This is a genomic window from Telluria sp. ZT3P39 (genome assembly GCF_059685935.1).
On sequence record NZ_JCASIH010000009.1, the window covers coordinates 141,299 to 160,273 of the forward strand.

The 18,975-nt window shown below is 64.6% G+C and carries 18 protein-coding genes; 15 read left to right on the forward strand and 3 right to left on the reverse strand.

From position 1 onward, the window contains the following. The first annotated feature begins 64 nt into the window (after positions 1 to 64). The 4 genes from ilvC (at position 65) to AC56LR_RS11660 (ending at position 4,021) form a co-directional block, all read left to right on the forward strand. Complete coding sequence (gene ilvC / locus AC56LR_RS11645) at positions 65 to 1,081, forward strand: ketol-acid reductoisomerase (RefSeq protein WP_497130468.1); 1,017 nt, start codon at positions 65 to 67, stop codon at positions 1,079 to 1,081. Between the two features lie 242 nt (positions 1,082 to 1,323). Further along, the gene (locus AC56LR_RS11650) at positions 1,324 to 2,094 is read left to right on the forward strand and encodes an SIMPL domain-containing protein (RefSeq protein WP_497130469.1); all 771 of its coding nucleotides are present in this window, start codon (positions 1,324 to 1,326) and stop codon (positions 2,092 to 2,094) included. 73 nt (positions 2,095 to 2,167) lie between these two features. After that, complete coding sequence (gene pssA, locus AC56LR_RS11655) at positions 2,168 to 3,031, forward strand: CDP-diacylglycerol--serine O-phosphatidyltransferase (protein ID WP_497130470.1); 864 nt, start codon at positions 2,168 to 2,170, stop codon at positions 3,029 to 3,031. An 84-nt stretch (positions 3,032 to 3,115) separates the two neighbouring features. After that, positions 3,116 to 4,021, forward strand: a complete 906-nt coding sequence (locus AC56LR_RS11660) for an alpha/beta hydrolase (protein WP_497130471.1) — start codon at positions 3,116 to 3,118, stop codon at positions 4,019 to 4,021. Here the strand turns inward: AC56LR_RS11660 and AC56LR_RS11665 are convergent, their stop codons facing one another. Continuing rightward, positions 4,022 to 4,522 carry a hypothetical protein gene (locus AC56LR_RS11665; protein WP_497130472.1) on the reverse strand — a complete coding sequence of 167 codons (501 nt, stop codon included), beginning with the start codon at positions 4,520 to 4,522 and terminating at the stop codon, positions 4,022 to 4,024. A 176-nt stretch (positions 4,523 to 4,698) separates the two neighbouring features. On the opposite strand from AC56LR_RS11665, the gene rpsO reads away from it, so the two are divergent. The 9 genes from rpsO (at position 4,699) to AC56LR_RS11710 (ending at position 13,957) form a co-directional block, all read left to right on the forward strand. After that, positions 4,699 to 4,968, forward strand: a complete 270-nt coding sequence (gene rpsO, locus AC56LR_RS11670) for a 30S ribosomal protein S15 (RefSeq protein ID WP_171081371.1) — start codon at positions 4,699 to 4,701, stop codon at positions 4,966 to 4,968. 181 nt (positions 4,969 to 5,149) lie between these two features. After that, positions 5,150 to 7,252: a polyribonucleotide nucleotidyltransferase gene (gene pnp, locus AC56LR_RS11675; RefSeq protein WP_497130474.1), complete on the forward strand. Its 2,103-nt coding sequence runs from the start codon at positions 5,150 to 5,152 to the stop codon at positions 7,250 to 7,252. Positions 7,253 to 7,553: 301 nt separating this feature from the next. Then, the gene (locus tag AC56LR_RS11680) at positions 7,554 to 8,417 is read left to right on the forward strand and encodes an STAS domain-containing protein (protein ID WP_497130476.1); all 864 of its coding nucleotides are present in this window, start codon (positions 7,554 to 7,556) and stop codon (positions 8,415 to 8,417) included. 9 nt (positions 8,418 to 8,426) lie between these two features. Then, positions 8,427 to 8,783 carry an STAS domain-containing protein gene (locus tag AC56LR_RS11685; RefSeq protein WP_497130478.1) on the forward strand — a complete coding sequence of 119 codons (357 nt, stop codon included), beginning with the start codon at positions 8,427 to 8,429 and terminating at the stop codon, positions 8,781 to 8,783. Beyond that, positions 8,783 to 9,250, forward strand: coding sequence for an anti-sigma regulatory factor (locus AC56LR_RS11690; protein WP_497130480.1), 468 nt, complete (start codon positions 8,783 to 8,785; stop codon positions 9,248 to 9,250). Before AC56LR_RS11685 ends, AC56LR_RS11690 begins: the two co-directional genes overlap by 1 nt. Continuing rightward, positions 9,247 to 10,284: a SpoIIE family protein phosphatase gene (locus AC56LR_RS11695; protein WP_497130482.1), complete on the forward strand. Its 1,038-nt coding sequence runs from the start codon at positions 9,247 to 9,249 to the stop codon at positions 10,282 to 10,284. The genes AC56LR_RS11690 and AC56LR_RS11695 overlap by 4 nt, the downstream gene beginning before the upstream one ends. Further along, a complete protein-coding gene (locus AC56LR_RS11700) occupies positions 10,281 to 11,660 on the forward strand; it encodes an ATP-binding protein (RefSeq protein WP_497130483.1) in 1,380 nt (459 codons plus the stop codon). The genes AC56LR_RS11695 and AC56LR_RS11700 overlap by 4 nt, the downstream gene beginning before the upstream one ends. Next, on the forward strand, positions 11,657 to 13,558 hold the full coding sequence (locus AC56LR_RS11705) for a hybrid sensor histidine kinase/response regulator (RefSeq protein WP_497130485.1): 1,902 nt from the start codon (positions 11,657 to 11,659) through the stop codon (positions 13,556 to 13,558). The genes AC56LR_RS11700 and AC56LR_RS11705 overlap by 4 nt, the downstream gene beginning before the upstream one ends. Before the next feature lie 81 nt (positions 13,559 to 13,639). Then, positions 13,640 to 13,957 carry a DMT family transporter gene (locus AC56LR_RS11710; protein ID WP_497130486.1) on the forward strand — a complete coding sequence of 106 codons (318 nt, stop codon included), beginning with the start codon at positions 13,640 to 13,642 and terminating at the stop codon, positions 13,955 to 13,957. A 122-nt stretch (positions 13,958 to 14,079) separates the two neighbouring features. Here AC56LR_RS11710 and AC56LR_RS11715 read toward each other — a convergent pair whose 3' ends face one another. Both AC56LR_RS11715 and AC56LR_RS11720 read right to left on the reverse strand, forming a co-directional pair. Then, on the reverse strand, positions 14,080 to 15,492 hold the full coding sequence (locus AC56LR_RS11715) for a M16 family metallopeptidase (RefSeq protein ID WP_497130488.1): 1,413 nt from the start codon (positions 15,490 to 15,492) through the stop codon (positions 14,080 to 14,082). 10 nt (positions 15,493 to 15,502) lie between these two features. After that, positions 15,503 to 16,897 (reverse strand): M16 family metallopeptidase, encoded by a 1,395-nt coding sequence (locus tag AC56LR_RS11720; RefSeq protein ID WP_497130490.1) that lies wholly within the window; start codon positions 16,895 to 16,897, stop codon positions 15,503 to 15,505. Between the two features lie 373 nt (positions 16,898 to 17,270). Here AC56LR_RS11720 and AC56LR_RS11725 point away from each other — a divergent pair, with 373 nt between their 5' ends. Together AC56LR_RS11725 and AC56LR_RS11730 are read left to right on the forward strand one after the other, a co-directional pair. Beyond that, entirely contained in the window at positions 17,271 to 18,056 is a 786-nt protein-coding gene (locus tag AC56LR_RS11725) for a GIN domain-containing protein (protein WP_497130492.1), read from the forward strand. Positions 18,057 to 18,171: 115 nt separating this feature from the next. Further along, positions 18,172 to 18,783: a tetratricopeptide repeat protein gene (locus AC56LR_RS11730; RefSeq protein WP_497130494.1), complete on the forward strand. Its 612-nt coding sequence runs from the start codon at positions 18,172 to 18,174 to the stop codon at positions 18,781 to 18,783. The last annotated feature ends 192 nt before the right edge of the window (positions 18,784 to 18,975 follow it).

Here is an 18,975-nt window from a genome sequence, read left to right on the forward strand (position 1 = left end):
CTCCGCCGACCGCGCGTTCAACTTGAATCTGCATACCACCACAAACATATACTGGACCTGACAAATGAACGTTTTTTACGACAAAGACTGCGACCTCTCCCTCATCAAAGGCAAGAACGTCGCCATCATCGGCTACGGCTCCCAGGGCCACGCGCACGCACAGAACCTGAGCGAATCGGGCGTCAACGTCACCGTCGGCCTGCGCCGCGGCGGCGCTTCGTGGAACAAGGTCGAGCAGGCCGGCCTGAAGGTGCTTGACGTCGATGAAGCGGTCAAGGCTGCCGACATCATCATGATCCTGCTGCCGGACGAGAACATCGCCGAAGTCTACAAGCAGAACGTCGAACCGAACGCGAAGCAGGGTGCGGTGCTGGCCTTTGCCCACGGCTTCAACGTGCATTATGGCCAGGTGGTGCCGCGCGCCGACCTGGATGTGATCATGATCGCGCCGAAGGCCCCGGGCCACACCGTGCGCAACACCTACAAGCAGGGCGGCGGCGTGCCGCACCTGATCGCGGTCTACCAGGATAAATCCGGCTCGGCGCGCGACATCGCGCTGTCGTACGCGATGGCCAATGGGGGCGGGCGCGCCGGCATCATCGAGACCAACTTCCGCGAAGAGACCGAGACCGACCTGTTCGGCGAGCAGGCCGTGCTGTGCGGCGGTGCGGTGGAACTGATCAAGGCGGGCTTCGAGACCCTGACCGAAGCGGGCTACGCGCCGGAGATGGCCTACTTCGAATGCCTGCACGAACTGAAGCTGATCGTCGACCTGATCTACGAAGGCGGCATCGCCAACATGAACTACTCGATCTCGAACAACGCGGAATACGGCGAGTACGTCACCGGCCCGAAGGTCGTCACCTCGGCGACCAAGGAAGCGATGCGCCAGTGTCTGAAGGACATCCAGACCGGCGAGTACGCGAAGAGCTTCATCCTCGAGAACAAGGCTGGTGCGCCGACCCTGATCTCGCGCCGCCGCTTGACGGCCGAGCATCCGATCGAAGAGGTTGGTGCGAAGCTGCGCGCGATGATGCCGTGGATTGCGAAGAACAAGCTGGTGGATCAGTCGAAGAACTGAGTGTGATTCCCCGGTGATTCGTTTTGCGTATCACCGGGATGCAAATATCGGGTCATACGTATCACCGTAGGGTGGGCAGATTCTGCCCGCGCGTTCAAATCACGTATGCGAGCCCCGTCCGGACAAGACACCTGTTTCTCCAGCGAGTCAGTTGCAACTTTCCATTACAAAAACACGATGGAAGTTGTGAAGACAGTATCGTATAAGTGATGCGGACACCCGCAACTCACAGGAGAACAACAATGAAGCTTTCCACAACCCTCGTCGCCGCTGCGCTCGTCTTTGCCTTCCAGGCCCAGGCGCAGACCCTCGCTGCGCCATCCACCAGCGGCACGCTGGTCGTGGTGCCGGCCTTCGGCGAGGTCAAGGCTGCCAACGACCAGGCCGTGGTCACCTTTGCCGTCGAAGAGCACGACAAGGACAAGAACGCCGCTGCCGCGCGCGTGAACCGCAAGATGAAGGAAGGCACCGACATCGTGCGCCGCGCCGACCCAAAGGCCGAGCTCAAGACCATGGGCTATTACACCTACCCGGTCTACCCGGAAGTGCCGCCGATGCCGCAGCCTGCCACGCGACTCCCGGCCAGGCCGGTGCCGATCGCCTGGCGCGTCGGGCAATACCTGGAAGTGACCACGAAGAACCTGGCCAGCCTGCCGAAGACCGCCGCTGCTGCGCAACAAGTTCTGCAAATCAATGGCGTGAACTTTGGCCTGAGCCCGGAAACCGAAAAGAAGCTCGATGACCAGCGCATTGCCGCCACCTACCGCAACCTGAATGCGCGCATCGCTTCGATCGCCGGCGCCATGGGACGCAACCCGGCCGAAGCCGTGCTCGATACGGTCGATTTCGAGGGCTCCGGCAACTATGCGGGCGACGCGCAGGCAGCCGCCGCCCCGAGGATGATGCAAATGAGCGCCAAGCGCGAAATGGCCGACCAGATGCCGGAACCGAGTTTTGAGCCAGGAGAAACGACTCTCCAGATGCGCCTGGTAGGCAAGGTGCGATTCAAGTAAAGCTTGGCGATTCGCTAAGGGACTGTTTCCGCCTCTATAATGCGGAAACAGCATTACTTGAATATGGAACCTTATGCCAAATTTTCCACGCCGTAGGCCACCTGGCTCAGCGCCCAAAGCGCCACGATTTTCCCGTCTGAAAAACTTTGGACGCCGGAAAGACCGCATCCAGGGCGAACGCGGCCGCGGCATCTACCTGCTGCCAAACGCGTTCACGACCGGCGCGCTGTTCTGCGGCTTCTACGCGATCGTCATGGCGATGAACCAGCGCTTCGAGCATGCCTGCTGGGCCGTGTTCATCGCGATGATCCTCGATGGCCTGGACGGGCGCATTGCGCGCCTGACCAACACCCAGTCGGAATTCGGCGCGCAGTACGACTCGCTGTCGGACATGGTGTCCTTCGGGGCCGCGCCGGCCCTGGTGATCTACGAATGGTCGCTGCGCGGCCTGGGTAAGCTCGGCTGGATCGCGGCCTTCATCTATTGCGCCGGCGCCGCGCTGCGCCTGGCCCGCTTCAATACCAATATCGAGGTGGTCGACAAGCGCTTCTTCCAGGGCTTGCCCAGCCCGGCGGCGGCGGCGCTGGTGGTCGGCTTCATCATGATGATGACCGACCCCGACATCAACATCAGCTCGCGCCAGGTGGACTGGGTGAGCTGGGCCATCGCGGTGTTCGCGGGCCTGACGATGGTGTCGAACGTGCCCTTCTACAGCTTCAAGGACGTGAATTTCCGCAAGTCGGTGCCCTTCATCGTGGTGTTCCTGATTGCCCTGGCCCTCGCGCTGCTGGCGATCGACCCGCCGAAAGTGCTGTGGCCGATCTTCGTGATCTACGGCTTGTCGGGCTATGCGGTGTTCATCTGGCGCTTCGCCAAGGGCAAACCGGTGAGCATCATTCCGAGCGACGACGAGACGGATCACAGCGTTCGGCGCTAGGTGGGATGGGGCAGGGCGCTCGGGTGCGCGCCTTTCCCTCGCCTCACCCCTATACTCGGGCCGTCCCCATCAACGGCCCGCCTGATGACCATATCCGCCATCGCGGCCTTCGCCGCTACCCTGTTTCTAGCCGCATCGCTCTCCGCCTGCTCGCCGCTCTCCGTCGTCAACGCGGTATCGCCCCAAGGGGAAGCCCGCGCCACCACCGGCCTGCGCTACGCCGCCGGAAATCGGCGCCTGCTGGACATCTACCAGCCAGCCCCTGGCTCCACGAATGCCCCCGTCATCGTCTTTTTCTACGGCGGCAACTGGGTCAGCGGCGAGCGCAAGGACTACGCCTTCGTCGGCCGCGCCCTGGCCGCACGCGGCTTCGTGGTGGTGATACCCGATTACCGGCTGTACCCCGAAGTGCGCTACCCGGACTTCCTCGACGATTCGGCGCAGGCCGTGGCCTGGACCCGGCGCGAGATCGCAGCGCATGGCGGCGACCCTGCGAAGATCTTCCTGATGGGGCACAGCGCCGGAGCATATAACGCCGCGATGCTGGCGCTGGATGCGCGCTGGCTGGAAAAGCAGGGGAGCACGCCGCAGGCGCTGCGCGGCTGGATTGGCCTGGCCGGTCCGTACGACTTCCTGCCGGTGACGAACCGCACCACGCGTCCGGTCTTTTTATACCCCGACACGCCGCTGGATTCGCAGCCGGCCAGCCACGTAACAAACAAGGCGCCGCCCGCGCTGCTGGTTGCCGCCAATTCGGATAATCTCGTCAACCCGGCGCGCAATACCGGCGGCCTGGCTGCGCGCCTGCGCACTGCCCAGGTGCCGGTGCAGGAGCTGTATTACGACGGCGTCAATCACGTCACGCTGGTCGCGTCCTTGTCGACGCCGCTGCGCCGGCTGGCGCCGACGCTCGATGTGGTGGAGGCCTTCGTGCGCAGCGACGGCGGGCGAGAGCCGGCCAGCAGCAAGGACGCAGCAGCAGGGCGCTGATCAGGGTCCCTGCCGGTCGCGCGGCTCATACAGCGGATCCGGCCCGTTCATCATCTGCCGCACGATGCCCTGGCGGTCGAAGTGCACATGCATCAGCGAGTTCCACACGCCGGCTTCCTTGTAGCGGTAGGACCAGACTTCGTAGTCGTGCATCGCCACGCGCGAGACCTCGGCCGGGCGCCCAAACGTGCGCAGCATGTCGTCCTTGGTCGCCGTATCGATCTTCACGGTGGCGAACTTTTCGCTGGTGAGCACCTGCTCCCAGGACGCGAGATGGCCGTCGGACCCAATGCGCGCCATGAAGGTCTGCTGGCCCATCGGGCCGGTCGCGTACTCGAAGACCTGGTCGGCGCCAATCCGGTAGACGGCAGTCGGCGTCCCCATCTTCTGCTGCACCACGGCCGCCGGATCGCCCGGGCTCGGCGCCTGCCGGATCATCCCGGCGCAGCCACCGAGCAGGACGAGGGCGGCAAGTGTTGTCATCCTGACTAATGATTTCATCGCTTACCTCCGTCAAATGGCCATGCAAGGCCATGATGCCCCATCCGGCCGCCGCAAATAGTGGCCGCACGCCCGGTTTTCCCCTATACTGGCGGGTCTGCCCGTTTTGGGCAGGATTTTTGTTAATCACGGTGCGCTGGGTTTCGACTCATGCACCGCATGTGAAAGGTAACATCATGTCCGTAGAACACATCAACAAAGCCGCGATCATCGCGGACAACGCACGTGGCCAGAACGATACCGGCTCGCCGGAAGTCCAGGTCGCACTGCTGACCGCACGCATCAACGAACTGAACGGCCACTTCAAGGCACACCAGAAGGATCACCACTCGCGTCGTGGTCTGATCATGATGGTCAACCGCCGCAAGAGCCTGCTGTCCTACCTGAAAAGCAAGGACGCTACCCGTTACCGCGACCTGATCGCCAAACTCGGCCTGCGTAAGTAATCGCTTGGGTCTGACGATTTAGTCAGGAAATGCCTGCGCCAGCTAGCTGTCGCGGGCATTTTTTGTTTTAGTAGTGTGCAGTTTTGTTGTTGGTAGTAAATGGCGGCGCCTAGCGCTTCGCCCTGTGGTGAGGTGAACGACAGCTCCTGAAAATCTGTCGGCAAAATGAAAGGGATTACCCATGTTTAACAAAGTTTCGAAAACCTTCCAGTACGGTCAACACTCGGTCACCCTGGAGACGGGCGAGATCGCCCGCCAGGCTAGCGGCGCCGTCCTGGTGTCGGTTGAAGATACCGTCGTGCTGGCAACCGTGGTCGCACGCAAGGACGCCAAGCCGGGCCAGGATTTCTTCCCGCTGACCGTCGACTACATCGAGAAAACCTATGCTGCGGGTAAGATCCCTGGCGGTTTCTTCAAGCGTGAAGGCCGTCCGTCCGAAAAGGAAACGCTGACCTCGCGCCTGATCGACCGTCCGATCCGCCCGCTGTTCCCGGAAGGCTACCTGAACGAAGTCCAGGTCATCATCCACGTCCTGTCGGTCAATCCTGAAATCGATCCGGACATCCCTGCCATGATCGGCGCCTCGGCTGCGCTGTGCATCGCCGGCATCCCGTTCAGCGGCCCGATCGGCGCAGCGCGCGTCGGCTACGCGAACGGCCAGTACATCCTGAACCCGACCACCACCGAGCTGAAGACCTCGCAGATGGACCTGGTCGTGGCAGGCACCGAAACCGCCGTCCTGATGGTGGAATCGGAAGCCCAGCAACTGTCGGAAGAAGTCATGCTCGGCGCGGTCGTCTTCGGCCACGACCAGATGCGTGTCGTCATCGACGCGATCCACGACCTGGTGGCCGAAGGCGGCAAGCCGGAAGTCGAGTGGAACCCGGCGCCGAAGAACGAAGAACTGATCGCCCGCGTGACCGACCTGGCCGCCGAGAAGATCCGCGACGCCTACCAGACCCGCGAAAAGTCGGCGCGCCAGCAAAAGCTGAAGTCGCTGTCGTCGGAAGTCATGGCTGCCCTGGCAACCCAGGGCGTCAGCGCCGAGGCTGGCGATGTCGGCAACATCCTGTTCGACATGGAAGCCAAGGTCGTGCGTTCGCAGATCCTGAACGGCGAGCCACGCATCGACGGCCGCGACACCCGCACCGTGCGTCCTATCGAAATCCGCACCAGCGTCCTGCCACGTACCCACGGTTCGGCCCTGTTCACCCGCGGCGAAACCCAGGCGCTGGTCATCGCGACCCTCGGCACCGCCCGCGACAGCCAGAAGATCGATGCGCTGATGGGCGAGTACACCGACGACTTCATGATGCACTACAACATGCCTCCGTTCGCCACCGGCGAAACCGGCCGTGTAGGCACCCCGAAGCGCCGCGAAATCGGCCACGGCCGCCTGGCCAAGCGCGCGCTGGTCGCTGCGCTGCCCAACCCTGAAGATTTCAGCTACTCGGTGCGCCTGGTCTCGGAAATCACCGAGTCGAACGGCTCCTCGTCGATGGCTTCGGTCTGCGGCGGCTGCCTGGCGCTGATGGATGCGGGCGTCCCGATGAAGGCGCACGTCGCCGGTATCGCGATGGGCCTGATCAAGGAAGGCGGCAAGTTCGCCGTCCTGACCGACATCCTGGGTGACGAAGACCACCTCGGCGACATGGACTTCAAGGTCGCAGGTACCCCAGCCGGCATCACCGCGCTGCAGATGGACATCAAGATCCAGGGCATCACCAAGGAAATCATGCAGGTGGCACTGGCGCAAGCCAAGGAAGCGCGCCACCACATCCTGGGCGAAATGCAGAAGGCCATGCCGACCGTGAAGACCGAGCTGTCGGACTTCGCACCGCGCCTGATCACCATCCGCATCAACCCGGAAAAGATCCGTGACGTCATCGGCAAGGGCGGCGCCGTCATCCGCGCGCTGACCGAAGAAACCGGCACCCAGATCGACATCAGCGACGAAGGCGTGGTCACGATCGCGTCGGTCGACGCCGCCGCCGGCCAGGAAGCCAAGCGCCGCATCGAAGAGCTGACCGCATCGGTCGAAGTGGGCAAGACCTACGACGGCACCGTGCTCAAGCTGCTGGACTTCGGCGCCATCGTCCAGGTCATGCCAGGCAAGGACGGCCTGCTGCACATCTCGCAGATCGCCAACGAGCGCGTCAACGCCGTCGCCGACTACCTGAAAGAAGGCCAGCAAGTGCGCGTGAAGGTCCTCGAGACCGACGAGCGCGGCCGTCTGAAGCTGTCGATGAAGGCTGCTGATCCGGTCGAAGGCGCGGCGCAGTAATTTGCGCTGAGCCGGAGCGGTTCGCCGCTTCGATCGAAAAAACCGCCAGTGCGTGAGCCTGGCGGTTTTTTCATGGGCAAACCCGCCCGGCATGACCCGGAAATGCACCGTTGTGGTACATCTCACCAAATTCCTCAGCCACTTTTCGTCCGGAAGCAAATTTGTCCTGCAATCAATTCAACAGTGCCATCTATCTAACACTCCAAATGGTATAGTTGGCCGTTTAACAGAATTCCAATGACGTCTGGCCATATCGAGCACAGGCGTCACCAAAATCCAATATTCGACAAGGGAAATAACGATGACGACGACGGATCTCGCGAACCAAATCAGCCAGTTGCTCCAGCAGGAGCAGGGCGCAATCGGCGCCGAATGGCTGGCGCAACTCGAATCGCTCATGGTCCGCGGTACGACCGCATCGCGCGAACAACTGCGCATGCACACCCAGCAGTTCCTGGCGGCGTTCATCGCGGCTACCCGTAGCGGCGAGCTGGAAAACATCGAGCACCGCTCGTGGGACGAAGTGCGCGACCTGCTGGCGGACATTTCGTCCTCGCGCGCCAAGGCGGGCTCCACCCCAAGCGATACCGCGACCTTCGTGTTCTCGTTCAAGCAGCCGGTGTTCGCCCGCCTGCGCGACGGCCTTGCCGCCGACCAGCAGGGCCTGGCCCGTGCCTCGTGGCTGGTGAGCACCCTGCTGGACCAGCTGGGCCTGTACACCATCGAAGTGTTCCAGAAGACCAAGGACCAGATCATCGTGCGCCAGCAGCAGGAACTGCTGGAGCTGTCGACGCCGGTCGTCAAGCTGTGGAACGGCATCCTGGCGCTGCCGCTGATCGGCACCCTGGACTCGGCGCGCACCCAGGTGGTGATGGAAAACATCCTGCAAAAGATCGTCGACACCGGCGCGATCATCGCCATCATCGACATCACCGGCGTGCCGACCGTCGACACCCTGGTGGCGCAGCACCTGATGAAGACCATTGCGGCGGCCCGCCTGATGGGCGCGGACTGCATCATCAGCGGCATCCGCCCGCAGATCGCCCAAACCATCGTGCATCTCGGCGTGAACCTGGAAGACGTGATCACCAAGGCCACGCTGGCCGACGCCTTCCTGGTGGCGCTGGAACGCACCGGCACCACCATCACCCTCAACAGGGCCTAAGCGCACGACATGGAACGGATTCCTATCCTCCGCATGGGCGACCTGCTGCTGGTGACGATTCAGGTCGACATGCATGACCGCCTGGCCATGACGCTGCAGGACGACCTGACCGGGCGCATCGTCAGCGACGGCGCCAAGGGCGTGCTGATCGATATCTCGGCGCTCGACCTGGTCGACTCCTTCATCGGCCGCATGATCAGCAATACCGCCGCCATGGCGCGCGTGCTCGACGCCCAGACGGTCGTCGTCGGCATGCAGCCGGCGGTGGCCATTACCCTCGTCGAACTCGGCCTGACGCTGCATGGCGTCAAGACGGCGCTGAATGTCGAAAAAGGCATGGCGCTGTTAGGAAAGAGCTTCAGCTAATGAGCGACGCGCAAACCAATGCAGTCCCGTTCGATACCGAGTTGCTGGAACTGCACCGCCAGCAACGCACCGCGCGGGTCACCCTGCGCCTGCGCTCGGACGAGGATGTCGTGGGACTGCGCAAACAGGTGCGCGAACGCGCGGTGGGAATCGCGCTGTCGCTGGTCGACCAGACCAAGCTGGTGACGGCCGCCAGCGAACTGGCGCGCAATACCATCAAGTACGGCGGCGGCGGCGAAGTCCATCTCGATGCACTCGACGACGGCGTGCGCCATGGCGTCGGCCTGATTTTCGTCGATGCCGGCCCGGGCATCGCCGACATCGACAGCGCGCTGCGCGACGGCTTCACCACCGGCGGGGGCCTCGGCCTCGGGTTCGGCGGCTCCAAGCGCCTGGTCGACGAGTTCGAGGTCGAAAGCCGCCCCGGCGAAGGGACAGCAGTGCTGATAGTGAAATGGAAACGATGATAAGTTCGTTGACGCCGCAACTGGTGTGTTCGATCGAACACGCCAGCGATGTCGCGGCGGCGCGCAGGGAAGGGCAGAAGCTGGCAGACAGCCTGGGTTTCAGTGAAACCCGGGCCGGCAAGCTGGCCCTGATCGTGACCGAAGCAGCCACCAATATCCTCAAGCACGCCGACCGCGGCGTGATCCACATCGGGCCGGCCCAGTCGACCGCCGGCGTCGGCGTCGACGTGCTGGCGCTCGACGAGGGGCCCGGTATCTCGGACCTGTCGGCCAGCCTGGTCGACGGGATGTCGACCGCCGGTACGGCCGGCACGGGCCTGGGCGCCATGCGGCGCCAGGCCGATGAATTCGATGTCTATTCGCAGCCGGGGAAGGGGACGATCTTCTTCATGCGGCTGTGGCGCGACGAGCCGCCGCCGGACGCCTGCGGGCTCGAGGTCGCGGCGCTGCTGACGCCACTGGCCGGCGAGGACGAATGCGGCGACGGCTGGGGTGTGCGCTGCGAGCCGGGAGGGGCCACGCTGATCGCCTCCGATGGGCTCGGGCATGGACCGCATGCGGCGAGCGCGTCGGCGGCCGCAATCAGCGTGCTGGACAATCCGGCCCGTACCCTGGCCACCGCCTCGGACGTCGTCCACGCCGCGCACGACGCGCTGCGCGGCACCCGCGGCGCCGCGCTGGCCGCTGCCCGTATCGATTACGCGGCGTCGGAACTGCGCTTTGCAGGCATCGGCAACATCGCCGGCTACGTATTCGACGATACCCGGCGCGCGCTGGTCTCGCACAACGGCATCGTCGGCCACAACATGCGCAAGGTGCAGGAGTTCTCCGTGCCGTTTCCGCCGGGCGCCACCTGCATCCTGCATTCGGACGGCATCCAGACCCAATGGGACCTGGACAAGTATCCCGGCCTGCTCGGCCACAGTCCGGCGCTGATCGCCTCGGTGCTGATGCGCGACTTCATCCGCCGCCGCGACGATGCGATGGTGCTGGTGGTGCGCCGCTCGGACCTGCCGCACGGAGTGGCCGGGTGAGCACGCAGCGCATCCTGAATGTCGCCCTCGACGACGACGAGGACGTGGTGCAGGTGCGCCAGCGCGCGCGCCAGCTGTCGGCGCTGCTGGGCTTTTCGCAGCAGGACCAGGTGCGCATCGGCACCGCGGTCTCGGAAGTGGCGCGCAGCGCCTGCCACCAGGGTTCCGGCGGGCGCGCCAGCTTCACTTTCGACGACGAAGGCCGCCACCAGAAGCTCGAGGTGACGATCGCCGCCGGAACGGGCCCGCGCGAGGCAATGCGCCAGATGCTGCCGCCCGATGCCGACCCGTTGTCGGTGCCCGAACTGGCGCTGGTCACGGCGCACCGCCTGATGGACGAGTGCGAATCCGAACCCGCCGGCGCCGGCGGCGGCATGGGCAAGGTCACGATGCGCAAGATCCTGCCGCGCGGGGCCGCGATCACCCGGGCCAGGCTGCTGGAGATCAGCGCGCGCCTGGCCGAGACGCCGGTGGCCAATCCCCTGCACGAACTGCAGCTGCAGAACCAGGAACTGGCCGCCACGCTGTCGGAGCTGCGCGAGCGCCAGGAAGACCTGATGTCGCTCACGCGCGAGCTGGAAGACACCAACCGCGGCATCGTCGCGCTGTACGCCGAGATCGAGGACAAGGCCGAGCGTTTGCGCCGCGCCGACGAAATGAAGTCGCGCTTCCTGTCCAATACCAGCCACGAGCTGCGCACGCCGCTGTCTTCGATCCGGGCACTGGCCCAGCTGCTGCTCAACCGCATGGACGGCGACCTGACCGTCGAGCAGGAGCGCCAGGTGCAGTTCATCGCCAGCGCAGCCAACGATTTGTCCGAACTGGTCAACGACCTGCTCGACCTGGCCAAGATCGAGGCCGGCAAGGTCGAGGTGCATTTCGATCCGGTGGTGGTCGACAACCTGTTCCGCGCCCTCAAGGGCATGCTGCGCCCGCTGGTGGATGAAGCGCGGGTGGAACTGGTGTTCGAACCGGACGACATCCCGGAAGCCTTCGAGTCCGACGAAGGCATGATTTCCCAGATCCTGCGCAATTTCATCTCGAACGCGCTGAAATTTACCGAGAGCGGTTCGGTGCGGGTAGCGGCGACCCTCGACCCCGTCACCGACACGATCCGCTTCGACGTGACCGACACCGGGATCGGCATCAGCGCCGAGAACCTGCAACTGATTTTCGAAGAGTTCAGCCAGATCGAACACCCGCTGCAGCGCCGCAGCAAGGGTACCGGCCTCGGGCTGCCGCTTTGCCGTAAACTGGCCGACCTGCTCGGCGGGCGGGTCCTGGTCACCAGCGCGGTGGGTGCCGGATCGACCTTTTCACTGGAACTGCCGCGCCGCCACCCATCCAGGGATGGCAATCATGGAACGAACGAATGAATTCCCACCCGACCAAGACCCCCACGATCCTGAACGTCGACGACAACGACGGCGCGCGCTATGCCAAGACCCGCATCCTGCAAAGCGCGGGCTTCGAGGTCATCGAGGCGGCCAACGGCACCGACGCGCTCGAGATCGTGCGCGCGCAGCACCCGACGCTGGTGCTGCTGGACGTCAAGCTGCCCGACATTAACGGCATCGAGGTATGCCGGCGCATCAAGGCCAACCCGGACAGCAGCATGGTGCTGGTGCTGCAGACTTCCGCGGCCCTGACCGGGCGCGCCGACAAGATCCGCGGCCTGGAAGGCGGCGCCGACAACTACCTGGCCGCGCCGATCGAGGCCGATGAGCTGATCGCGAACGTCAATGCGCTGGTGCGCATGCGCCAGACCCAGGTCGATTTGCGCGACAGCGAAGAGCGCTTCCGCCAGATCACCGACAACATCGACGACGTGTTCTGGATGTTCTCCGTGCCGGACGGCGCGCTGGTCTACGTCAGCCCGGCCTATCCGGCCCTGTGGGGACGCAGTGTCGATGCCTTGCGCGGAAAACCGGCTTCATGGCTCGACGCGGTCCATCCGGACGACCGCACGCGCATGGCGCAGCGCTGGGAGCAGCTGGCTTTGATGCCGCACTACGACGAGGAATTCCGCCTGTCCGGAACGGACGGCAAGACGCGCTGGGTGCGCGACCGCCTGTTCCCGGTACGCGGCCAGCGCGGCGACGTCTACCGCGTGGCGCGCGTGACCAGCGATATCACCGCGCGCAAGGAAATGGAAGCGCTGCTGCGCGCGGCCGACCGCAACAAGAACCAGTTCCTGGCCACGCTGGCCCATGAGCTGCGCAATCCGCTCAGCCCGATCCGCAATGCCGCGGCGCTGCTCGGCACCGCCGGCGACAGCACGGGCGAGCGCCAGGCGCGCGCGCGCGAAGTCATCACGCGCCAGGTCGACCACCTGGCCCACCTGGTCGACGACCTGCTGGACGTGGCGCGCATCTCGGAAGGCAAGATCGTGCTGCGGCGCGAGGACGTCAACCTCGGCACCGTGGTCCACCAGGCCATCGAGACCGCGGGACCCCTGATCACTGCGCGCCGCCACCGCCTCCAGGTGAAACTGCCGGAGCAGCAGGTCTGGGTGTCCGGCGACCCGGTACGCCTGGCCCAGTCGATCGGCAACCTGCTGCACAACGCCGCCAAGTTCACCCCGCAGGGCGGCGACATCACCGTCACCGCCAGCCTGCGCGGCGAGCACCACGTGCGCATCTCGGTGCACGATAACGGCATCGGCATCGCGGAAGACAACCTGCCGCGCATCTTCGGCATGTTCGCCCAGGTCGACGTGCCGCCCGACCGCGCGCCGGAAGGGCTGGGCATCGGGCTGTCGCTGGTGTCGCACCTGTTGGAGTTGCATGGCGGGCGCCTGATGGCCGAGAGCCCCGGCATCGGCATGGGCAGCACCTTCACGGTCGAACTGCCTCTGCTGCGCGTGGCGTCGAGCGAGCCGGCGATGGAATGCATTCCTGCCGCCGACTCGGGCGGCAGCGGCATGCGCGTGCTGCTGGTGGACGACAATGTCGACGCGATGGAGATGATGGGCTTCCTGCTGGCCGAAATGGGCTACGAGACCTGCGCCACTTCGGACGCTTCGCAGATCGAGGGGCTGGCGCTGCACCACCGGCCGCAGGTGATCGTGCTCGACATCGGCCTGCCGGGCATCGACGGCTACGAGGTCGCGCGCCGCATCAAGAAGAACCCGGCGCTCGCCGGCATCCGCCTGGTGGCCCACACCGGCTACGGCTCGCCCGAAGACCGCAAGCGCGCCCTGGAAGCCGGCTTCGACGCCCACCTGGTCAAGCCGGCCGAGCTGGACGACCTGGAAAAGGCGCTGAAGGGGTAAAACCCGCCTGGAGGAACGGCCTCCCCCATATCGGGAATCAATGACCGGGACGGCCCGGCTTTTCGAAAGGAGAGCCGGGATATGGCCTGGATCATGTTGCTGGTAGCGGGAATCTTCGAGGTGGTGTGGGCGGTTGCGATGAAACAGTCGCATGGCTTCAGCCGTTTGTGGCCCACCGTGCTTACCCTGGCCGCGATGGCGGCCAGTTTTGTTTTGCTGGCCGCGGCGATGCGGACCATTCCACTGGGGACGGCGTACACCATCTGGACCGGGATCGGGGCGGTGGGGGCGTTCGTGGTGGGGGTAACGCTGCTGGGGGAGCAGCTCAATCTCATGCGTGTGATTGCTGCGGTGTTGATTGTGTGCGGGCTGGTGTTGATGAAGCTGTCGGCTTCTTGAGGCGCTAGCGGTCTTCGCAAAACTTGGGTTCCGGCGCAGGCCGGAACCCAAGTTCGTCGCACACCGCAAAAATAAAAAAAGCCCCGCAACCGCGGGGCTTTCTCACTTCAGCGCAAAGAGAATTACTTCTCCTGCACCGTAAACTCCCCGAACGCCTTCAACTGCTCGCCCACCGCAGCCTGGTCACCCACGACCACGATCGACTGGTTCTCCGGCGCGAAATACTTTTTCGCCACCTCGCGCACCTGCTCCGGCGTGACCTTCTGGATGCGCGGCACGTACTCGCCCAGGAACTCGGGCGGCAGGCCGACCAGCCAGTTCTGCGCCAGGGTGCCGGCAACGGCACGCTGCAGCTGGTTGTTGATCATGTAGCCGCCGGCGACGTAGCGCTTGTTCATCTCCATTTCCTTCGGCTGCACGAGCTCAAGGCCGATGCGCTTGTACTCGCTGAAGTATTCGTTCAGCGCCGCACCGGTCACCTCGTTGCGCACGTCGGCGCCGCCGACGATTGCGCCGCCCGCACGGTTCATGCGGGCGCCGGCCGAGGCGCCGTAGGTGTAACCCTTTTCTTCGCGCAGCTTGATGTTCACGCGGCTCGAGAAGCCGCCGCCGAGGATGGTGCTGGTCAGGCGCAGCGGGATCTGGTCCTGGGCGCTGGCCGCGATGCCGGGGCTGCCCAGGCGCAGGGTCGACTGCACGCTGCCGTTACGCTGCAGCAGGATGCGCGCCGGCTTGGCCGTTGCCGGCGCCGCCGCGGTGTCCGGCGCCGCCGGGCCGCTGCCTTTCCAGTCGCCGAATGCTTGCTGCGCCAGCTTCAGTCCCTCGGCTTCGGTGATGCGGCCGGTAATCACGAGCAGGGCGCGGTCCGGACGCACGCGGCGGGCGTGTTCCGTGCGCAGCATGTCCTGGGTCACGGCGTTGATCGCTTCCGCGGTCGGGGTGGTGCGGCTGTACGGGTGGTCGCCGTAGATGGCCTTGCTGACCGCGCGCTCGGCGCGGAAGGTCGGCTGGGTCTCGGATACGCGCAGCGCCTGCAGCGCGTTGGTCTTGGCCAGCTGCACTTCGTTTTGCGGGAAGGATGGCGTGCGGGCGACTTCGGCCAGCAACTGGGCCATCTGGCCGGCCTGCGAAGCCAGCGCATTGCCCGAGACGACGATGCCGTCGGCGTTGGCGCTGGCGCCGATTTCACCGCCCATGCCTTGCGCCGCTTCGGCGATGGCGCGCGAGTCGCGCTTGGCCGTGCCTTCGCTGAGCAGGCCGGCCATCATGTTGGCGAAGGCCGGGGTGGCAGGCGCGTCGGCGGCGAAGCCGGCGTTGCGCACGGCCAGCACGAAGTCCACGCGCGGCAGGCCCTTGCGCGGCACGACCCAGACGCTCAGGCCGTTGGCCAGCGTCTTCTTGGCGATCTTCGGCACGGGGATCGGCTTGTCCTTGCCATAGGCAGGCATGGCCATGTCTTTTTCCGCGGCTGGCGCGGCGAAGGCTGCCGGCGCGAACGCCAGGGATACAGCCATTGCGAGCATCAGTTTTTTCATGATGCGCTCCTTATTTGTTCGCGCCGGCTGGCGCAGTGGTGGTCGCAGGAGCCGCGAGCATGGCGGCCGGCTTGCGGTCGATGACGGTACGGTTGGTCGGCACCAGGTAGGTGCGCACCGCGCGCTGGATGTCGCTTGACGTCACGCCTTCGATCCAGCCCGGGATCTTGTTGACCACGTTGGCGTCGCCCCACAGCACCTGCATCTTGGCCATCATGTCGGCGCGGTTGATGAAGCTTTCCATCTGGTTGTTCCAGTCGGCCAGCATGCGGGTCTTAACGCGCTTGAGGGTGGCGGCGTCGACGCCGTTCTGGGCGACCTTGGCGATCTCCTCGTCCATCGCCTTGAGCAGCGCGTCGGCGCTGCTGTTGGGCTTGTACAGCGCGAACACGGTCAGCAGGGTCGGGCCGTCGTATTCGAACGGGCCGGTAAGGCCGAACAGGGTATCGACGTTGAGCGCGATCTCGCGGCCCTTGACCAGACCCTGGTAGAACAGCGACGCGTCGCCGCCGGCCAGCACTTCGGCCAGCACGGCAACCGCGGCCTGATCCTTGTGGCCGCGCGGCGGGATCTTCCACGCCGCGGCCACTGCCGGCACCTGGGCCAGCGCGTCGCTCTGCACGATGCGTTTTTCGACCGTGTTCAGGCCTTCGCTGAAGTCGGTGGCTTTCGGGGTCGGGCGGGCCGGGATCTTGCCGAAGTATTTCTGCGCCAGCGCGAAGCCCTGCGCCGGGGTGATGTCGCCGGCGATCGCGATCACGGCGTTGTTCGGGCCGTAGTAGTCGCGGTGGAAGGCGCGCACGTCGTCCAGGCTGGCGTTCTCGAGGTCCTCGAAGCTGCCGTAGCCGTCATGGTTGTTTTCCCATTTCTGGAAGGCCTGCTGGCTGATGTCGATCCACATGAAGCCGCCGTAAGGCTGGTTCTTCACGTTCACGCGGATCTCTTCCTTGACCACGTCCTGCTGGTTCTTCAGGGTGGCGGCGTTGAAGTCGAGCGTCTTCATGCGGTCCGCTTCCAGCCACAGGATCGGTTCCAGCGCCGACACCGGCGCGGTCTCGATGTAGTTGGTGAAGTCGGGACGGGTCGAGCCGTTGTTGCGGCCACCGCCGCCGGTGATGGTCGTGTCGAACACGCCCTTCCTGGCGTTCGGCGTGCCCTGGAACATCAGGTGTTCGAACAGGTGCGCGAAGCCGGTGCGGTTCTTCGGTTCCAGGCGCATGCCCACATGGTAGACGACCGATACGCCGACGGTCGGCGAGCTGTGGTCTTCGGTGACGATGACCGTCAGGCCGTTCTCTAACTTCTTGACGTTGACCGGCAAAGTCCACTGGTCCGCGCTGGCGGCGAAGGCCGACAGCGAGAAAGTGAGCCCGGCCAGCAAAACAGGTAATTGGCGCATGCGCATGGGTGACCTCGAAAATGTACTCGGGAAGGTGAGCTTTACTGATGAATCCATTGACGGCCTCGGCCATCATGCGCTGCATATTAGCGCAAAGACATGCCAATAATTAATCTTTTTTTGATGGAAAGTTTGCTCTATGTCCAAGGAATGTTTCAGGACGATTAGGGACTTCCATCCCGCCATATGCCGCCCTGGGCCGCGTTTTATGCAGTTCATCGCAGGGCGGTAGGACGCGCATGAAGGAATCGATATAGTTGCAGCATGCTAAGACCGCGACCTGGGCATCCCGGGTCGCTGGTAAGGTTGCGGCAGGGCAGGCCTATCCGGCCGGCATCAGCCGACGCTCAAGACTATCTATATGTATGTGGAGAATTCGATGAAACACTTGTTCAAGCTCGGCGCCGCTTTCGCCGCATTGTGCGCCGCGCTGTTCACCTTCATGGGCATGGCCGTCGCCGCGCCCGAGCGGGTGACCGAAACCCGTCCGGTCGACGCGCGCGTGGTGCGCGTCAAGCTCGATGGGGTGGTGGACCTCAAGATCCGCCAGGGCGCGACCCCGATGCTGGTGCTCACGGGCGACCCGCGCCTGCTGGGCAAGACCACCACGCTGCAAAGCGGCGACACCCTCAACATCGGCACCGAAACCCGCGGCGTGAGCATCAACCTGGGCCGCAGCATGGGCCTGCACGCCGAGCTGACCTTGCCGAATCTGCGCGAGGTGAGTTCGGAAAGCGTCGGCGGCACGACGGTCAGCGGCTTTTCGGGCGAGGAGCTCGAGCTCAACCTCGATGGGGCCGGCTCAATGAATGTATCATGTAATTACAGGGTCCTCAGCGCCAGCCTGGGCGGTGTCGGCAGCATGAAAATCCATGGCATCGACAGCGATAGCGTCGAGCTGAACCTGAGCGGCGCCGGCTATGTGACGCTGTCGGGACGCAGCAAGCAGCTCAAGGCGGAACTCGGCGGATTGGGCGGGCTCGACGCCCAGTCCTTCTCGGCCGAGAAGGTGACGCTGGAGCTGTCCGGGCTGGGCAACGCCACCGTCACCGCCCGCGACAGCGCCAACCTGAGCCTGTCGGGCATGGGTTCGGTCACGGTGTACGGCAAGCCGGCCAACCGCAAGGTGAGCGTCGACGGCCTGGGCAAGGTCAACTGGAAGTAAGGCAGCTGGGCACGGACGAACGAGAACAAGCACAAGCGAGCACCAGCCGACAAGAACAATGGGAGTCCTCACGGGCACCAAGGGTACGCAGAGATCCTGATCCGATGTACGAGACATGAAAAAACTATTCGTAGCGATCGTCTTCGCGCTCGGCCTGCAGGCCGGCGCGCAGGCGGGCTTCGCGGAAGGGGCGAGCGCTTATAACGCGCGCAACTACGCGACGGCACTGAAAGAGATCGTCCCGCTCGCCCGCTCCGGCCACGCGGATGCCCAGCATTTGCTGGGCCTGATGTATTACATGGGCCGCGGCGTCGCGCGCGACTACAAGCAGGCGTTCACCTGGCACCACAAGGCCGCCCAGCAGGGCAAGGCCGATGCGCAATACGTGGTCGGCGCCATGTACTACACCGGCAACGCCGTGCCCCAGGACCAGCGCCATGCGGTGTCGTGGTTCCGCAAGGCGGCCGAGCAGGGCCATGGCGAGGCCCAGCATGCGCTGGGCCTGATGTACCGCTACCACCAGGCCGGCATGCCGCAGGATATGGTGCTGGCCTACATGCTGTGGAACCTGGCCGCCGCCAGCGGCAACCACAACGCGGTCGAGCAGCGCGCAGCGATTTCGCGCCAGATGACGCAGGAGCAGATCGAGGAGGCGCAGTCGCTGTCGCGCACATGGAAGCCGGGCAGGCCGCTGCCGACGGCGTCAAGGACGGGGAATAATTCGTGACATGAACCGCCGGCGATGCCGGCGTTTTATTGTGTTGGTTTGCACCAGCCGACGACATGCGTTCAACGAGCAAAATCGGGGTCAGGTCCTGACCCTTCCCCACATATTTTCCTTGTAGGCGGGCCGGGTTGCTGCTAGCTTCCCTGTCAAAAAAGCGGTGCATGCATGGCTGTGTTAGCCCTCTCTTTCGTA

Bases quoted from the DNA above. Each gene is read 5' to 3' on its own strand.
- ilvC (WP_497130468.1), top strand. From the start codon at position 65: ATGAACGTTTTTTACGACAAAGACTGCGACCTCTCCCTCATCAAAGGC.
- AC56LR_RS11650 (WP_497130469.1), top strand. From the start codon at position 1,324: ATGAAGCTTTCCACAACCCTCGTCGCCGCTGCGCTCGTCTTTGCCTTC.
- pssA (WP_497130470.1), top strand. From the start codon at position 2,168: ATGCCAAATTTTCCACGCCGTAGGCCACCTGGCTCAGCGCCCAAAGCG.
- AC56LR_RS11660 (WP_497130471.1), top strand. From the start codon at position 3,116: ATGACCATATCCGCCATCGCGGCCTTCGCCGCTACCCTGTTTCTAGCC.
- AC56LR_RS11665 (WP_497130472.1), bottom strand. From the start codon at position 4,522: ATGAAATCATTAGTCAGGATGACAACACTTGCCGCCCTCGTCCTGCTC.
- rpsO (WP_171081371.1), top strand. From the start codon at position 4,699: ATGTCCGTAGAACACATCAACAAAGCCGCGATCATCGCGGACAACGCA.
- pnp (WP_497130474.1), top strand. From the start codon at position 5,150: ATGTTTAACAAAGTTTCGAAAACCTTCCAGTACGGTCAACACTCGGTC.
- AC56LR_RS11680 (WP_497130476.1), top strand. From the start codon at position 7,554: ATGACGACGACGGATCTCGCGAACCAAATCAGCCAGTTGCTCCAGCAG.
- AC56LR_RS11685 (WP_497130478.1), top strand. From the start codon at position 8,427: ATGGAACGGATTCCTATCCTCCGCATGGGCGACCTGCTGCTGGTGACG.
- AC56LR_RS11690 (WP_497130480.1), top strand. From the start codon at position 8,783: ATGAGCGACGCGCAAACCAATGCAGTCCCGTTCGATACCGAGTTGCTG.
- AC56LR_RS11695 (WP_497130482.1), top strand. From the start codon at position 9,247: ATGATAAGTTCGTTGACGCCGCAACTGGTGTGTTCGATCGAACACGCC.
- AC56LR_RS11705 (WP_497130485.1), top strand. From the start codon at position 11,657: ATGAATTCCCACCCGACCAAGACCCCCACGATCCTGAACGTCGACGAC.
- AC56LR_RS11710 (WP_497130486.1), top strand. From the start codon at position 13,640: ATGGCCTGGATCATGTTGCTGGTAGCGGGAATCTTCGAGGTGGTGTGG.
- AC56LR_RS11715 (WP_497130488.1), bottom strand. From the start codon at position 15,492: ATGAAAAAACTGATGCTCGCAATGGCTGTATCCCTGGCGTTCGCGCCG.
- AC56LR_RS11720 (WP_497130490.1), bottom strand. From the start codon at position 16,897: ATGCGCATGCGCCAATTACCTGTTTTGCTGGCCGGGCTCACTTTCTCG.
- AC56LR_RS11725 (WP_497130492.1), top strand. From the start codon at position 17,271: ATGAAACACTTGTTCAAGCTCGGCGCCGCTTTCGCCGCATTGTGCGCC.
- AC56LR_RS11730 (WP_497130494.1), top strand. From the start codon at position 18,172: ATGAAAAAACTATTCGTAGCGATCGTCTTCGCGCTCGGCCTGCAGGCC.